Below are 14,013 nucleotides of genomic sequence, written 5' to 3' on the forward strand. Positions count from 1 at the left end.
CCGATCCCGCGGGTCGCGATCGAGAACCCGGTGATGAACCCGCACGGCCGCGCCCGCCTGCCCGCGGACCTGCCGAAGCCGCAGATCGTCCAGCCCTGGTGGTTCGGCGAGCGAGCCTTCAAGGCGACCGGCTTCTACCTGCGCGGCCTGCCGCCTCTGACCGCCACGCAGAGGCTGACGCCGCCGAAGGCCGGCACGCCCGAGCACAAGACCTGGAGCGCGATCCACCGCGCGCCGCCGGGCCCCGACCGCTGGAAGATCCGCAGCCGCACCTTCGAGGGTGTGGCCGAGGCCTGTGCCGACCAGTGGGCCGGCACAGTTACCGAGGCCGATGAGGTGTTGGTGTGAGCGGCGGCGTGAGCACCGGAGAACGCATCGCATGCGGCTGCGTCTCGCACGCTTGGTGCGGCCGGCACGGCTGCGCGAAGGCGGCACGGCTGAATCAAGCGCCACAAGACGAAGACCAGACGAGGGAGAGCTAGGATGACCATCGCCCGACCGTACACGGCCGACACCCTTGCCGAGCGCTGGGAGTGCAGCGCTGAGACCGTTCGACAGATGTTCAAGCGCGGCGAGTTGCGGGGCTTCCGCGTCGGCCGCATGATCCGCATACCTGCGGAGGTAGTAGAGGAGCATGAGCAGTGCCAGACATCAGCATCGGGCGCCTGCGCGGAGGATTTTGCGTCTACTGGGACGATCCAGCCTCGGGCAAGCGCCGGCGCTATCAGCTTGAGGCACGCACCCGAGCGGAAGCCGAGGCAGAGGGGCGGGACCGATACCTCCGGGAAAGCCGGCCGACAGGCGGGCTGACCGTCGCCGGCATCTGGGCTGCCTACATCGACCACCTCGGCACGAAACCGACAGCGACAACGATGGGCCATACCGGCAAGGCGGTACTGCCGCAGTTCGGTGAGCTGCGCCCCGAGCAGGTGACTGTCCAGGATTGCCGAAGCTACCGCGGCGCGCGGGTGGCCCCCGGCAGGTCCCTAGGATCGGTCCACACCGAGCTAGGCCACCTGCGCAGCGCGCTCCGGTGGGCCTTCAAGATGGGCCTCATCGAGCGCGCGCCCCACATCGAGCTGCCGCCTAAACCCGAGAGCGACGTGCGCCCGATGGGCGACGCAGAGATCCGCGCGCTGATCGACGGCTGCGGCGCCCCGCATATCCGGTTGGCGGTGATCCTGCTGGTGGCCACAGGCGGGCGCGTGGGCGCCATCCTCGACCTCACCTGGCAGCGCGTCGACTTCGAGCGCGGGGTCATCGACCTGCGCCTACCCGATGGTGTGACGCGCAAGGGACGCGCGGTGGTCCCGATGAACCGCATGGCGCGCTCAGCGCTGCAGTCAGCCTACCAGGCGCGGCTGACCGACCACGTCGTCGAATGGGCTGGCAAGCGCGTCCGGTCGATCCGCACCGGCTACCGCGCCGCGCTGGAGCGCGCCCAGCTGCAGGACGTGAACATCCACCAGATCAGGCACAGCGTGGCCGTCCGGATGCTGACCGCGGGCCAGCCGATCGAGGCCGTCTCGCAGTACCTCGGGCACTCGAACATCCAGATCACGCGCAAGGTCTACGCCCGATTCCTGCCGGAGCACCTGGCCGGCGCGGCCGACATCTTGAACTTCGACCTCGCCGCCGCTCGACCCGCTCAGGTTCGGTGAACCGCAACAGACTTCGCAAATCAAGCCTAGCGCCTGAACTAAATTAGCGATTTCAGCGGTTTAGGTGGTGGGTGATGACGGGCTCGAACCGCCGACATCTTCGGTGTAAACGAAGCGCTCTACCAACTGAGCTAATCACCCTCGGCGCCTGCCCTAGCCTCTGGCGGCGGTCCGGGCAAGAGCGGGGCCTCGATCCGGCTGTGGCGGCCCTGCAATAGGTGGTAGATCACCCCCCTGCCCGCCCGGAAGCACGTCCAGCCTGCCCTTGCCCAACCCCAGCGCGAGGGTGCGGATGACGCGGCCGGTCATGCCTTGCGTCACCAGCACGGCAGGACGACGGTCTGCGTCTTCAAAGCTGCCAACTCGATTGTCGTCTCCACCGGCCTGCGTTGTAATCGGCGCAGAAAGCCGGCCGCAGGCTGAAAACCGGCAGCAGGCCAGGTCGGCATCGCTCCGGGTTCAATCGCCCTAGACCCACCCCCTCACCGATGGGCGGGAATGGCCCTTGCGAAGGCAACGCACCAGTTGGGCATCGCCTGCCCCGTGAACACCGAGCGCGTGGCATCGCTGTCTCGCAGGCATCCGCGTGCACCGGTCATCCGACCGGAGGTCCCGGACACGCCGTTATGGAGCGCATAGCTCAGGATGCTGCCCGGCGCAGGCGGGGCCGTCAGATCGATCTCGAGACTGGTCGCGCTCGCGATGCGGATGCCGCGGATCGAGGCGGCGGGATCCGAGAGGTGGAAGCCGAACCATCCCGGATCGGGAATGGTGTCGGTGTCCAGAACGAGCGGAGGCTCCGGCACCCTGAACTCCACGTGCAGCCTGTTCGCGCGACAGGAGATGCTCGCCGGGGAGAGAGGGTGCCAGCCTCTCCCGGTCCTGACCCCCTTGTAGGCCTTCGCGAAATACTCGCCGTGCAGACGCGTGGAAGGCGCGTCGATATGGGCCCAGTCGATGTAATCATAGGCGTATTTCGGACCGACCAGGATCATGTCCGGATGGCGTTCGCTCGCGTGGAGCTGCGCCAGAGGCGTCCTGAAGGCGGACCTGCCGCCGCCGCGATCGTAGCCCGAAATGCTCGATGTCTGGCAAAAGAGCAGCGGCGCGGTCCAGCCCATGCCCATGGCCAGCCCGAGATCTTCGCGCAGATGCGCGACCCACTCCTCGAGCAGGAGGTCGTAATCGGGCGTGCCCAGCGCCCCGTCGGTCTCGCCATGCAAAAGCAGGATGGCACCCGGCTGCAGATCGGGCTCGATCTGCCTGGCGAGACGGGTTTGGGAGATGACTGCCTCGAAGACGCCCGTCTCGCCGCCCTTCTTCAGGGTCGCGTAGGGCTGCCCTACCCAGGCCTGTCCGGCGATGAAGGCCCGTAAATCGCCTTCGGCCAGCAGATGCGCCGCGAAGCCGCTGGCGATTGTCTCGACACCCCTTTCGCTCAATTCCCGCGCGGGGAGGGTAACCGGCCTGTCGTTCCAGCCGACCGGCCCGCCGGTCAGGCATCGCGCCGCCGCGCCCAGTCCGGCCATGGTGCTGATCGCAGGGGCCCGCCCGGTCGCCAAGCTTTGGCCCGTAATGAGGAAAAGCTCGGGCGGGATCACGACGGCGGCGCCGCCGCCTGTAGTGCCGGATCGTCCAGCTCCGTGATCAGGCTTTCCAAGCCCGGCGCGAGAGACTCGAGGTCGGCCCTATACCGCCGCTCGTATTCCCGCGCCCGCTTGGTGAGGAATTTCACGAATTCCGAGAGCAATGGCGTCTGGAAACTGCGGGACGGGTAGACCGCGTAGATGCTGCGCACCGGCGACCGCCATGCAGGCAGCATATTGACCAGCTTCCCCTCCTCCAGGGCTTGTCGCACAGCCCAGGTGGAGGAGTAGACGAGACCCGCGCCGGCAATCGCGGCCGCTGTGGTCGCATCGCCCGAACGCGTGGACATGCGCCAGTCGACTGTCACCGTCTTCGTCTCTTTGCCATCCGACAGAACCCAATCGACGATGGGCGGCATGCCGAAGACGATGCTGTTATGCGCCGCGATGTCGTCGGGAGAGCGCAGCGGCCCGGTCTTGGCAATATAGCCCGGCGAGGCGCAGACGATCCGGTGATCCGAGGCGATGGCCACCGCGATCAGCGACGAGCTGGGCAGGACGGCCTGGCGGATGGCGAGGTCGACGCCGGCATCGATCAGGCTGACGATCCCGTCATCCTCCAGAAGACGGATCGAGACCTGCGGGCGCAAGACCTGGAAGTCATAGATGATACTGGCGAGAAACAGCCGCGCGAAGGAGGTCGACGAGGTAATCGTGAGCGTACCGCTCACCTCGGTCTGGCGTGACTGCAACTGTCGTTCGGCAAGCTGGATGCCGTGCAGAATGTCGCGGCATTGCTCGTAGAAGTGCTGGCCGCTCTCAGTCGTGGACAGGCTGCGGGTCGAGCGGGCGATCAGCCGGACGCCCAGCAGCTCCTCCAGCTTCGACAAGCGCTTCGAAACCATGGCCAGCGACAGGTTCAACTCCCGCGCGGCTTTCGACAGGGAGCCCGCCTCGACGATCGTCGCGAAAATGGCGAGGTCCTGAACATTGCTGATGTTGGTGGCGTAATGCGCCTGTGCTCGCATCATCTGCATCTCCCATCCCAAAACCGGGCCTATGTTGGAAGTTTCGCGGAAGTGGGTGCTGAAACGGTCTTGTAGAATGATGTCGATCCTCACCGTATCGCCATGACGTGACAATGCAATTTCGGGTTGCAGGCCGGGGGGATGTCGCGCTGCACCCTGCGCGGCAGAGCAACACGCATCTGCCCGGAGACTTGGCAGAGGGCGCACATGAGCCCGGGCATCCTTCACCCGCAGGCAACAATCCCTCGCCCAATGCGAGGCTACTGGCCGGTCTGTTCCCGCGGATACTCGATGGCATTCCCCGCGGCACCTGCTGCGGGGCGTTCTCCCCCTCACGCGCAACGGGGCAATCCGTCCTGTTCGCAAGCAAGGAAAGGGTTTGCCATGCCCTCCGATATCAACCCGGAATTCGTCGCCCCGGGGGACCCTCCCCGCGGCGACAAGATGACCTTCACGCTCTGGCGCACGCTCGTGATCCTCTTGCTCGCGCAGTTCGTGATGGCCGTCGACTTCTCGATCCTGAACGTGGCGCTGCCCGAGATCGGCACGGCGCTTGGCTTCTCGCTCAGCGGTATCCAGTGGATCGTGACGAGCTTTGCGCTGGCCGCTGCCGGCTTCACGCTCTTCTTCGGCCGGCTGGGCGACTACGTCGGTCGTCTCCGGCTCTTCGTGACCGGGATGATCGCCCTGGGCGTCGCCTCCCTCGTCGGAGGCCTCGCCGAAAGCCAGTCGGTCCTTCTGGCGGCCCGGGTCGCGCAGGGCCTGGCGACGGCCATGGTCACGCCCACGGCGCTCTCGCTGCTGACGACGTCGTTCCCGGAAGGGTCGCTGCGGGATCGGGCCCTCGGCATGAACGGCGCGATCATGTCGGCCGGCTTCACCACGGGGGCGATCATGTCGGGGGTCCTGCTCGACATGCTGTCATGGCGCTGGCTGTTCTTCATCAACGTGCCGATCGCCATCATCGTCGCTATCATGGCCCCGATGGTCATCCGCGAACCCAAGCGGGAGACGCGGCTCGGCCGGGCCAATCTCGACATGCCGGGCGCCGTGCTGGTCACCGCCACCGTGCTGGCCCTGATCTACGGGATCACCTCGCTCGGCGATCATGGCGCAGAGGCCGTCTTCGGCGTGGAAGCCCTCATCCTGAGCGCCGTGCTCTTCATGGCCTTCCTCTTCGTGGAGAGCCGGGCGGCCGAGCCGCTCGTCCCTCTCGCGATCCTGAAGCGGCGATCGGTTCTGGTCGGCAACTTTTCCGGCTTGCTGGCCTTCGCCACCGAGACCTCCCTTGTCTTCCTGATGACCCTCTACATGCAGAAGGTCCTCGGCCAGTCCGGCACGATCACGGGTGCAGCATTTGCCGTCCTTGGTTTCGGGACCGTGATGGGCGGTGTTTTCGCGCCGCGGGTCATGAGCGCGATCGGCACCAAGGGGGCGCTTCTGTCGGGCTTTGCGCTGCAGGGCGTGGCGACCTCCGCCCTGATCCTGCTGAGCCTCGACGCGTCCGCCTCCATGCCGATCCTGCTGGTCGCGACCTTCCTCGGCGGGATCGGCAACATGCTGGCCATCGTCGGCTTCATGACTGCCGCCACCTCGGGCCTTCCGAACGAGCAGCAGGGCCTGGCAACAGGTCTCGCGATCCTGACCCAGCAGTTCGGGATCACCATCGGCATCCCGATCATGAGCGCCATCGCCACGGCGCGAATGACATCGCTCGGCGGGACAGCCGGAAGCGAGCCGGAGCTCACGATTCTCGACGGGGTCGTCTTCGCGGTGATGGTGAATGTCGCACTCGTCGCCCTCGGATTCCTCGGCGCGATGGTCCTCAAAAGCGAGGAGCCATCCCGGGGCCGACAGCAACCCTGACCCCAAGGCGGGCGGCTCTGGAAGGAGCCGCCCGCTTCATTTCAAGACGGCCAATTTCCCCAAGATTTCAAAACCAGGAGATTACAATGACCCATGTTCCCTATCCCGCGGTCGGTGTTACCGCGTCTCCGTCCCGGCCGATGACCCTGCCATCGCTGACCGGGCTGAGGTTTTTCGCCGCCTTCGCGGTCTTTCTATTCCACGTCACGCTCTTCACCTCGCCCTTGCCCCCGCACGAGCCGACGAACCCGTTTTCCGATCCGGGCATCGCCGCGGGACTCGAGACGGTCCTGCGCCAATTCGGCTATGTGGGCGTGAGCTTCTTCTTCATCCTCTCCGGTTTCGTCATCACCTGGGCCACCCCGGAGCAGTTCCCGGTGGGCCGGTTCATGTGGCGGCAGGTGATGAAGATATATCCGCCGCATGTCGTGGTCTGGGCGATCTCGCTGGTGCTTTACGCCGGTGCCTACACCGCGCCGCAGGCCGCCCTGCTCAACCTGACGCTGCTTCACACGTTCAGCACGGATCCCACGGTCTATGTCAGCGTCAACCCGCCCTCCTGGTCGCTGTCGAGCGACATGCTCTTCTACATGCTCTTCCCGGTCCTCGCGCCGCTCGTGCGTTACATCCCCGTCAGCCGGCTGGGGCAAAGCGCCGGCTTGCTGGTGTTGGGCATGCTCGTCGTCATTCTGGTGACCACCCATCTCGTTCCCGACCAACCGAAATCGCCGATCTCGCCGATCTCGGGCACGCAATTCTGGTTCGCCTACATCTTCCCGGTGACGCGGATGCTCGAATTCATTGTCGGCATGGTGGCGGCGAGGACCCTGATGGCGGGATGCTGGCCACGCATCGACCTGCTCTCCGCCGGCCTGGCCCTGGTGGCATCGGTCCTGATCGCCAAGCAGCTGCCGTTCCTCTACACCTTCGGCATCTGCTACGTCCTGCCGCTGACGGCGATCATCACCGAATGCGCCGCCCGTGATCGCGACGGCCGCTCGCCTCTCTGGATGGATCGTCCGGTCATGCAATGGCTCGGTCGGGTATCGTTCGGCTTCTACCTCGTGCAGGGCGTCTCCATCTTCTGGCTGAGCGGAAGATTGGGACTGCAGGACCTTTCGGTCGCCGCCGGCATCGGCGCGATCGTCCTTTACTTCTGCGCGTCCCTTCTGGGCGGATGGCTTCTCTACCGGTTCGTCGAGGAGCCCTCGATGCGCGTGGCCCGCTGGGTCACCGCCCTGTCGAAGGGAGAGATGGCCTGACGGACGACCGGGGCCCCGGCGCGCGGGCCCCGGCACGCTTGGGATCGACCCGCCCGTGGTCCGCCAGAAAATCGAGCACGACCCGAAGACGGGACGGAACCTCTCCGCTGAGACCCAGACGCACGGCGTGGAAGGGTTCATCCTCGCCCGCGTTCATGTCCGGCAGGATCTCCACCAGCCGGCCCGCGGCGATGTCGCCGGCCACCGTGAACTCCGCCAGCCTGGCGATGCCCAGGCCGTTCAGCGCCATCTGGCGCACCCCCTCTCCATCACTGGCCTGCAATCGTGGCAGGATCTCCAGATCGATCAGGCGGTCCCCGACCCGAAAGGGCCATGGTCGGCTGCGCCGGCTGTAGGAGAAGCCGATGAGGCTGCAACCCGCCAGCGCCTCGACGCTGGGCAATGGACCTTCCCGCTCGAGATAGGCGGGCGCGGCCACCAGCAGGCGCCGGGTCGACCCAAGCGATCGCGCGACGAGGCCGGAGGACGGCATCTCGCCTGCCCGTATCGCGAGATCGGCCTGATTCTCCAGCAGGTCCACCACCTCGTCCGTCTGGCTGACCTTGACCGTCAGCTGCGGATAGAGGGCCAGAAGCTGCGGCAGGACCGGGTAGAGCCGGTGACAGGCATAGGAGGCCGAGGTGCTGATATGCACGGGTCCCGCAGGCTCCTGTCCGGCAGCCGCCTCCCTTTCGGCCGAGTCCAGCGCCGCCAGAATGGCCACGACGCGCAGCTGAAGATCCCGCCCCTCCGCCGTGAGGGTCAGCGCCCGCGTCGTGCGCATGACGAGAGGCACGCCAAGCCGCTGCTCCAGCCGCGCTATCGTCTTGGACACCGCCGAGGGCGAGAGGCGCGAGGCACGGGCCGCGGCCGAAAAGCTCCCCTCGCTCGCCACCATGGCGAAGATTTCCATTTCCCGCAGACGTCCCGGATCGCCGAGCATGCCTGTGCCTCCGCTTCACAGATCCTGTTCCACTGCTCAGTCTATTCCAAGCTGAGGCAGAGTGGCATTTTTCTTCGGCAGGCACCTCCACCCCCTGTCAGGCCTCCATCACCCTCGGGAGTTCGCTCACATGCCAACCGCGCTCTACGCTCTCTCCCTCGGCGCCTTCGGTATCGGCGTCACGGAATTCGTCATCATGGGACTTCTTCTCGAGGTCGCAGACAGCCTCGCCATCTCCATCACGATGGCCGGCACCTTGATCTCGGGCTACGCGCTCGGGGTCGTCTTCGGCGCGCCGATACTGACGATCTTCACCGCGCGCTGGCCATACCGGCAGGCGCTTCTCCTGCTGATGGGGATCTTCGTTCTGGGCAATCTGGCCTGCGCGCTGGCGCCCAGTTACAGCTTTCTCATGGCGGCGCGGATCGTGACCGCCCTGACCCACGGAACCTTCTTCGGCGTGGGCTCCGTCATGGCGCAGCGCCTGGTGGGCAAGGACAGGCAAGCCTCGGCGATTGCCATCATGTTCACCGGACTGACGCTGGCCAACGTGCTGGGCGTGCCCTTCGGCACCTGGCTGGGCCAGCAGACGGACTGGCGGATGACCTTCATCGCGGTATCCGGAATCGGTATCCTTGCCGCTCTCGTCATGGCGATGGCTCTTCCCAAGGATATCGTGCCGGAGGATGTATCCGACTGGCGGACGGACCTGTCCGTCCTGCGCCGAGGCCCGGTGCTGCGCGGGCTTTCGATGACGGTTCTCGGCTATGCCGGGGTCTTCACGGTCTTCACCTACATCTCTCCGCTTCTCACCCTCTCCGCCGGTTTGCCCGAAGCGGCCGTTTCGCCCGTGCTCCTGGGCTTCGGCGCTGGCCTCGTGGTCGGCAATATCGCGGGTGGCAGGCTGGCCGACCGCGCGCTGGTCCCGACCGTTCTGGGCTCTCTGGGGCTGCTGTCAGCAACACTCGCGGTCTTCGGGCTCGCAGCCGGAAGCGGGATCAGTGCCGTGACGATGACGGTCGCTCTGGGGGCCGCCGGTTTCGCCACGGTGGCGCCGCTGCAGGCCTGGGTCATGCTGCAGGCGCGCGGCGCCGGGCAGGCGCTCGCATCCTCCTTCAACATCGCGGCCTTCAACCTCGGCAACGCCATCGGCGCATGGATCGGCGGCGTCCTGTTGAGCGCGAATGTCGCCTATGCCTCCCTTTCCTTCTACGCCGCCGTCTTCCCGCTGGCCGCCCTGGCCCTGGGTGGCCTTTCCATCCGCCGCGACGCGCCGTTCCCGGCTTGATCCATCCCTTTCACAGGAGATGACGACATGGACTACAGACACCTTGGACAGTCCGGACTGCGCGTTCCGGCCCTCAGCTTCGGCGCCGGGACCTTTGGCGGCAGCGGCCCTCTCTTCTCGAACTGGGGCAGCACGACTGTGGACGAGGCGCGGGATCTGGTCGATCTCTGCCTCGAGGCCGGCGTGACCCTGTTCGACACCGCGGATGTCTATTCTGCCGGCCAGTCAGAAGAGATCCTGGGCGCCGCGCTAAAGGGGCGCCGGGAGCAGGCCATCATCTCGACGAAGATCGCCCTTCCGATGGGGGACGGGCCCGGAGACTGGGGCGCGTCCCGCGGCCGGCTGATCTCCTCTACCGAGGCCGCACTGGCGCGGCTCGGCACCGACCGCATCGACATCCTGCAGCTGCACGCCTTCGACAGTCATACCCCGGTCGAGGAAATCCTGACCACAGTGGACATGCTGATCCGCACCGGGAAGGTGCTGCATTGGGGTGTCTCCAACTATCCCGGCTGGGCGCTGATGCAGCTTCTGGAACGGGCCGACCGGCATGGCGTGCCCAAGCCTGTGGTCCACCAGGTCTACTATTCGCTCATCGGCCGGGATTACGAGTGGGAGCTCATGCCGCTCGGCGCGCGCGAGGGCGTCGGGGCAATGATCTGGAGCCCGCTTGGCTGGGGGCGTCTGACCGGCAAGCTGCGGCGCGGCGCCCCTCCGCCCGCCGTGAGCCGTCTGCACGAGACCGCCGACATGGGACCGCCCGTCGAGGAGAGGATCCTGTTCGACGTGATCGACCTGCTGGTCGAGCTTTCGGCGGAGACCGGGAAGACCGTGCCGCAGCTGGCGATCAACTGGCTGCTTGCCCAGCCCACCGTCTCGACCGTCATCATCGGCGCGCGCACCCGCGACCAGCTCATCGACAATCTCGGCGCGACCGGCTGGTCCTTGACCGCCGAGCAGCTCGCGCGGCTGACGCGCGTGTCAGAGCGGGAAGCGGCCTACCCGGCATCGCAATACCGCCGGCAGGAGGGGTTCTCACGTCTGTTTGCCCCCATGGTCCGGGCCGCCGCCATCGGCGCCTGATTTGCAATCATTGAACACGACGGGGCGGCCCGAGGGGGACCGCCCGGGGAGGACGACATGACCTGTCTGGATCACGTAACCCTGCGGACAGCCCATCTCGGGGCGACGCGGCAATTCTTCATCGAGATCTTCGGCCTCAGGGAGGGTATCCGCCCGCCCGAGATCCGGCGCATTCCGGGCCATTGGCTCTACGAAGGCGATGAGCCCATCGTCCACCTGATCGGCACGGCCACGCCGGGCGGCCGCTTTGACGGAGACATGATCGATCACATCGCCTTCCGGCTCGACGATTACGACGGCTTCATGGGCAAGCTGCGGGCCAGAGGGCTGCCCCACTCCTGCATGTCCCTGAAGGGGCTGGGCGAGCACCGGGTCTTCCTGCATGCGCCCGGCCGGCAACTGATCGAGGTCGTGTTCCGAGGCGATGCCGCGCAACGCGCCTTTGCGGCCCAGGTACGCAGATCGGACGGGCAGCTGTTTCCGGCCTGATCTGCCACGGGTCGCTCATCCAGCCGCGACCGGTGTCCGGTCGTCGTCTACGCCGACCGGCGCAGGATGAGCCCTCCCCCGACGCGCGGAGCTATCATCGCGCGCAGCGGGTCCGGCGATCCCGGTCGTCGGTTTGTGGAGCATTTTTTCGCCCGGCAGCTCGTCCCGCATCCGCTCGCCGGCGACTCTCGTTCTCTGCATCGTTCGCCCTGAAGTTGCGACTCGTTCTAGTTTACGGCGGAAAGAAATCCCGTGGCAGGTCAACGAGAGCCTTCTGGCTTTGAACTGCCCCACTACTGCCAAGATCGGCAAGCTTGGAGCTGTGGCCGACCAAGCCGCCACTCATCACCTTTCGGAAAGGATGTCTCAATGTCTGGAGGGATACACGCCTGACGCGAATTGGCTTCTCATGGGGGCAGGACATTTGACGGTCCGGGCTGGCCACGCCGCCACCCCTTCATTCGAAGGAGCCATTGATGACACATCTATCGCGACGCAAATTTCTTGGGTCGGTTGCAGTGGCAGGTGCCGCGGCATCCGCCGCAGGACCCCTTAACGCGCAGGCAGAGGCGGGGGCCACCGCCCCGACCCCGGTGGGGATCCCGGTGGGGCAGCGCATCGGGCAAGACGATGCGCGATACCTCGCTCTGCGCAGCGGGAACAACCAGCGCTTCCGCGCCACGCCGGACTACATCCGGATGATCCACACGCCGCAAGACGCACTTCTGGCGGTGCAGGAGGCACTCGATGCCGGCAAGAAGCTCACCGTCCGCTCGGGAGGGCACTGCTTCGAGGATTTCGTCTGCAATGCGCAGACGGAGGTCATCCTCGACATGGCGCCGATGAACGCCCTCGGGTTCGACGAGGAGGTCGGCGCCTTCTTCATGGAGCCCGGAGGCATGCTGATCGATGCCTACGAGCGGCTCTACAAGGGATGGGGCGTCACACTGCCCGCCGGGATCTGCTACTCGGTGGGTGTCGGCGGCCATATCGTCGGCGGCGGCTACGGCCTGCTCTCGCGCAAGCACGGGCTAACCGTCGACCATCTTCACATGGTCGAGGTCGTCGTGGTCGACGAGATCGGGAAAGCCAGGCTGGTACGCGCCTCCTCCGATCCAGCCGATCCGCACCACAATCTGTGGTGGGCGCATACCGGCGGCGGTGGCGGCAATTTCGGCGTCATCACCCGCTACTGGTTCCGCACGCCCGGCACCAGCGGATCAGACCCCTCCGACCTCCTTATAAAGCCACCGGCGGAAGTTCTGGTGAACGCGCTGGCTTTCGACTGGGAGCAGCTGACGGAGGCGAACTTCACGCGGCTGATCGAGAATTTCAGCCATTGGCATGCTGACAACAGTGGCCCGGACAGCCCCTACACGTCCCTCAGCAGCCTCTTCAACGTCTCGCACCGCGCGACCGGCGCCATGGGCATGTTCACCCAGGTCGATGGCGACGATCCACGCGCGGAGGAGATCCTCGCCGAATACATGTCGGCCCTTCTGGAGGGTACGGACCTGCAGCCCCGCCCGGTCGTCGAGCCGATCGGCGAGCTGCCCGCCATGCCCGATTACCTCGAGGGCGCGCGCCTGCCCTGGCTGCAGGCCACGAAGCTCGTCGGCTCCAACAATCCGACCATCACCAATCCCACCTCGCGGGGCGGCCACAAGTCCGCCTACATGAAGAAGGGCTTTGATAGCCGGCAGATCGCCGCGCTCTACAGGCACATGAGCGGAACCGACTTCACCAATCCCAACACGATGCTGGTGCTCTTCTCCTTCGGCGGCGCGGTCAACGCGATGGCCGAGGACGCGACGGCCAATGCGCAGCGATCGTCGATCTACAAGATGTGCTTCCAGACGTTCTGGGCGGACCCGGCGGAGGATGAGTACTACCTCGGCTGGCTCAGGGACATCTACGAAGACGTCTTCGCCGAGACCGGCGGCGTGCCCGTCCCGAATGACCAGATGGACGGTTGCTACATCAACTATCCGAACCGCGACGTGGCGGACCCGGCACGCAACCGCTCGGGCGTCCCGTGGTACACCCTCTATTACAAGGGTAACTACCCGCGCCTGCAGGCGGTCAAGAACCGCTACGACCCGGGCAACGTCTTCTCCCACTCCCTGAGCGTGCGCAGAACCGGCACCTAGAGCCTCCCCCTCCCTTCGTCAGTGCAAGTCCACCCGGTCGCCTGAACCGCCCCGGGTCTGCCGGAGGCTGAGTTTTATTAGTTACGCAGCCTCGGCTTCGGCATCCAGAGCTGCGTAGAAGTTTGCCTCGGCTTCTGCGGGCGGAATGTTTCCGATGGGCTCGAGCAGGCGGCGGTTGTTGAACCAGTCCACCCATTCGAGGGTCGCGTATTCCACGGCCTCGAAACTGCGCCATGGACCGCAGCGATGGATAACCTCGGCCTTGAACAGGCCGTTGATCGTCTCGGCCAGTGCGTTGTCGTAGCTGTCACCGACGCTTCCGACAGATGGCTCGATACCGGCCTCGCCCAGACGCTCGGTATATTTAATGGACAGGTATTGAGACCCGCGATCCGAGTGGTGGACCAGTCCCATGCCCTTTGCCGGCCGACGCTCATGGACAGCCTGTTCCAGGGCATCGAGAACGAACCCCGCATGGGTCGATGTGCTGACCCGCCAGCCCACGATCCGTCTGGCGTAAGCGTCGATGACGAAAGCGACATAGGCGAAGCCTTTCCAAGTGGCCACGTAGGTGAAGTCGCTAACCCATAGCCTGTTCGGCGCGGACACACGGAATTGCCGGTTCACCCTGTCGAGCGGACACGGCGCCTTCTTGTC

12 protein-coding genes, 1 tRNA gene and 1 pseudogene are annotated in these 14,013 nt (G+C 66.0%); 9 read left to right on the top strand and 5 right to left on the bottom strand.

From position 1 onward, the window contains the following. The 3 genes and pseudogenes from DFP88_RS16435 to DFP88_RS16445 all read left to right on the top strand — a co-directional run. A pseudogene (locus DFP88_RS16435) lies at window positions 1–348 on the top strand (hypothetical protein); the annotation flags it as partial. Window positions 349–483: 135 nt separating this feature from the next. Further along, window positions 484–810: an excisionase family DNA-binding protein gene (locus DFP88_RS17580; RefSeq protein ID WP_146227559.1), complete on the top strand. Its 327-nt coding sequence runs from the start codon at window positions 484–486 to the stop codon at window positions 808–810. A 62-nt stretch (window positions 811–872) separates the two neighbouring features. Continuing rightward, window positions 873–1,661, top strand: a complete 789-nt coding sequence (locus DFP88_RS16445; protein WP_425450845.1) for a tyrosine-type recombinase/integrase — start codon at window positions 873–875, stop codon at window positions 1,659–1,661. Between the two features lie 65 nt (window positions 1,662–1,726). On the opposite strand, the gene DFP88_RS16450 is transcribed toward DFP88_RS16445, so the two are convergent. The 3 genes from DFP88_RS16450 to DFP88_RS16460 form a co-directional block, all read right to left on the bottom strand. Further along, window positions 1,727–1,802 (bottom strand) — tRNA-Val (locus tag DFP88_RS16450). A gap of 341 nt (window positions 1,803–2,143) precedes the next feature. Then, window positions 2,144–3,262 (bottom strand): hypothetical protein, encoded by a 1,119-nt coding sequence (locus DFP88_RS16455; RefSeq protein WP_110815786.1) that lies wholly within the window; start codon window positions 3,260–3,262, stop codon window positions 2,144–2,146. Then, on the bottom strand, window positions 3,259–4,368 hold the full coding sequence (locus tag DFP88_RS16460) for a LysR family transcriptional regulator (RefSeq protein WP_146227561.1): 1,110 nt from the start codon (window positions 4,366–4,368) through the stop codon (window positions 3,259–3,261). Before DFP88_RS16460 ends, DFP88_RS16455 begins: the two co-directional genes overlap by 4 nt. Before the next feature lie 291 nt (window positions 4,369–4,659). Here DFP88_RS16460 and DFP88_RS16465 point away from each other — a divergent pair, with 291 nt between their 5' ends. Continuing rightward, window positions 4,660–6,141 carry an MFS transporter gene (locus DFP88_RS16465; protein ID WP_110815788.1) on the top strand — a complete coding sequence of 494 codons (1,482 nt, stop codon included), beginning with the start codon at window positions 4,660–4,662 and terminating at the stop codon, window positions 6,139–6,141. A gap of 86 nt (window positions 6,142–6,227) precedes the next feature. Beyond that, window positions 6,228–7,403 (top strand): acyltransferase family protein, encoded by a 1,176-nt coding sequence (locus tag DFP88_RS16470; protein ID WP_110815789.1) that lies wholly within the window; start codon window positions 6,228–6,230, stop codon window positions 7,401–7,403. Here DFP88_RS16470 and DFP88_RS16475 read toward each other — a convergent pair. Beyond that, entirely contained in the window at window positions 7,372–8,346 is a 975-nt protein-coding gene (locus DFP88_RS16475) for a LysR family transcriptional regulator (protein ID WP_110815790.1), read from the bottom strand. The genes DFP88_RS16470 and DFP88_RS16475 overlap by 32 nt on opposite strands. Before the next feature lie 130 nt (window positions 8,347–8,476). Here DFP88_RS16475 and DFP88_RS16480 point away from each other — a divergent pair, with 130 nt between their 5' ends. The 4 genes from DFP88_RS16480 (at window position 8,477) to DFP88_RS16500 (ending at window position 13,356) form a co-directional block, all read left to right on the top strand. Further along, window positions 8,477–9,634 carry an MFS transporter gene (locus DFP88_RS16480; protein WP_110815791.1) on the top strand — a complete coding sequence of 386 codons (1,158 nt, stop codon included), beginning with the start codon at window positions 8,477–8,479 and terminating at the stop codon, window positions 9,632–9,634. A 27-nt stretch (window positions 9,635–9,661) separates the two neighbouring features. Beyond that, window positions 9,662–10,717: an aldo/keto reductase gene (locus tag DFP88_RS16485; RefSeq protein WP_110815792.1), complete on the top strand. Its 1,056-nt coding sequence runs from the start codon at window positions 9,662–9,664 to the stop codon at window positions 10,715–10,717. A gap of 57 nt (window positions 10,718–10,774) precedes the next feature. Further along, window positions 10,775–11,206 carry a VOC family protein gene (locus tag DFP88_RS16490; RefSeq protein WP_110815793.1) on the top strand — a complete coding sequence of 144 codons (432 nt, stop codon included), beginning with the start codon at window positions 10,775–10,777 and terminating at the stop codon, window positions 11,204–11,206. A 476-nt stretch (window positions 11,207–11,682) separates the two neighbouring features. Beyond that, a complete protein-coding gene (locus tag DFP88_RS16500) occupies window positions 11,683–13,356 on the top strand; it encodes an FAD-binding oxidoreductase (protein ID WP_110815795.1) in 1,674 nt (557 codons plus the stop codon). A gap of 81 nt (window positions 13,357–13,437) precedes the next feature. Here DFP88_RS16500 and DFP88_RS16505 read toward each other — a convergent pair. Then, the coding region (locus tag DFP88_RS16505) for an IS3 family transposase (RefSeq protein WP_110815796.1) at window positions 13,438–14,013 on the bottom strand (576 nt) is incomplete at its 5' end.

The organism is Pseudoroseicyclus aestuarii, assembly GCF_003217255.1.
Taxonomy (GTDB): Bacteria; Pseudomonadota; Alphaproteobacteria; order Rhodobacterales; family Rhodobacteraceae; genus Pseudoroseicyclus; species Pseudoroseicyclus aestuarii.

Coding starts and splice junctions, on each gene's coding strand:
- DFP88_RS17580 (WP_146227559.1), top strand. CDS start 484: ATGACCATCGCCCGACCGTACACGGCCGACACCCTTGCCGAGCGCTGG.
- DFP88_RS16445 (WP_425450845.1), top strand. CDS start 873: ATGGGCCATACCGGCAAGGCGGTACTGCCGCAGTTCGGTGAGCTGCGC.
- DFP88_RS16490 (WP_110815793.1), top strand. CDS start 10,775: ATGACCTGTCTGGATCACGTAACCCTGCGGACAGCCCATCTCGGGGCG.
- DFP88_RS16485 (WP_110815792.1), top strand. CDS start 9,662: ATGGACTACAGACACCTTGGACAGTCCGGACTGCGCGTTCCGGCCCTC.
- DFP88_RS16500 (WP_110815795.1), top strand. CDS start 11,683: ATGACACATCTATCGCGACGCAAATTTCTTGGGTCGGTTGCAGTGGCA.
- DFP88_RS16480 (WP_110815791.1), top strand. CDS start 8,477: ATGCCAACCGCGCTCTACGCTCTCTCCCTCGGCGCCTTCGGTATCGGC.
- DFP88_RS16475 (WP_110815790.1), bottom strand. CDS start 8,346: ATGCTCGGCGATCCGGGACGTCTGCGGGAAATGGAAATCTTCGCCATG.
- DFP88_RS16465 (WP_110815788.1), top strand. CDS start 4,660: ATGCCCTCCGATATCAACCCGGAATTCGTCGCCCCGGGGGACCCTCCC.
- DFP88_RS16470 (WP_110815789.1), top strand. CDS start 6,228: ATGACCCATGTTCCCTATCCCGCGGTCGGTGTTACCGCGTCTCCGTCC.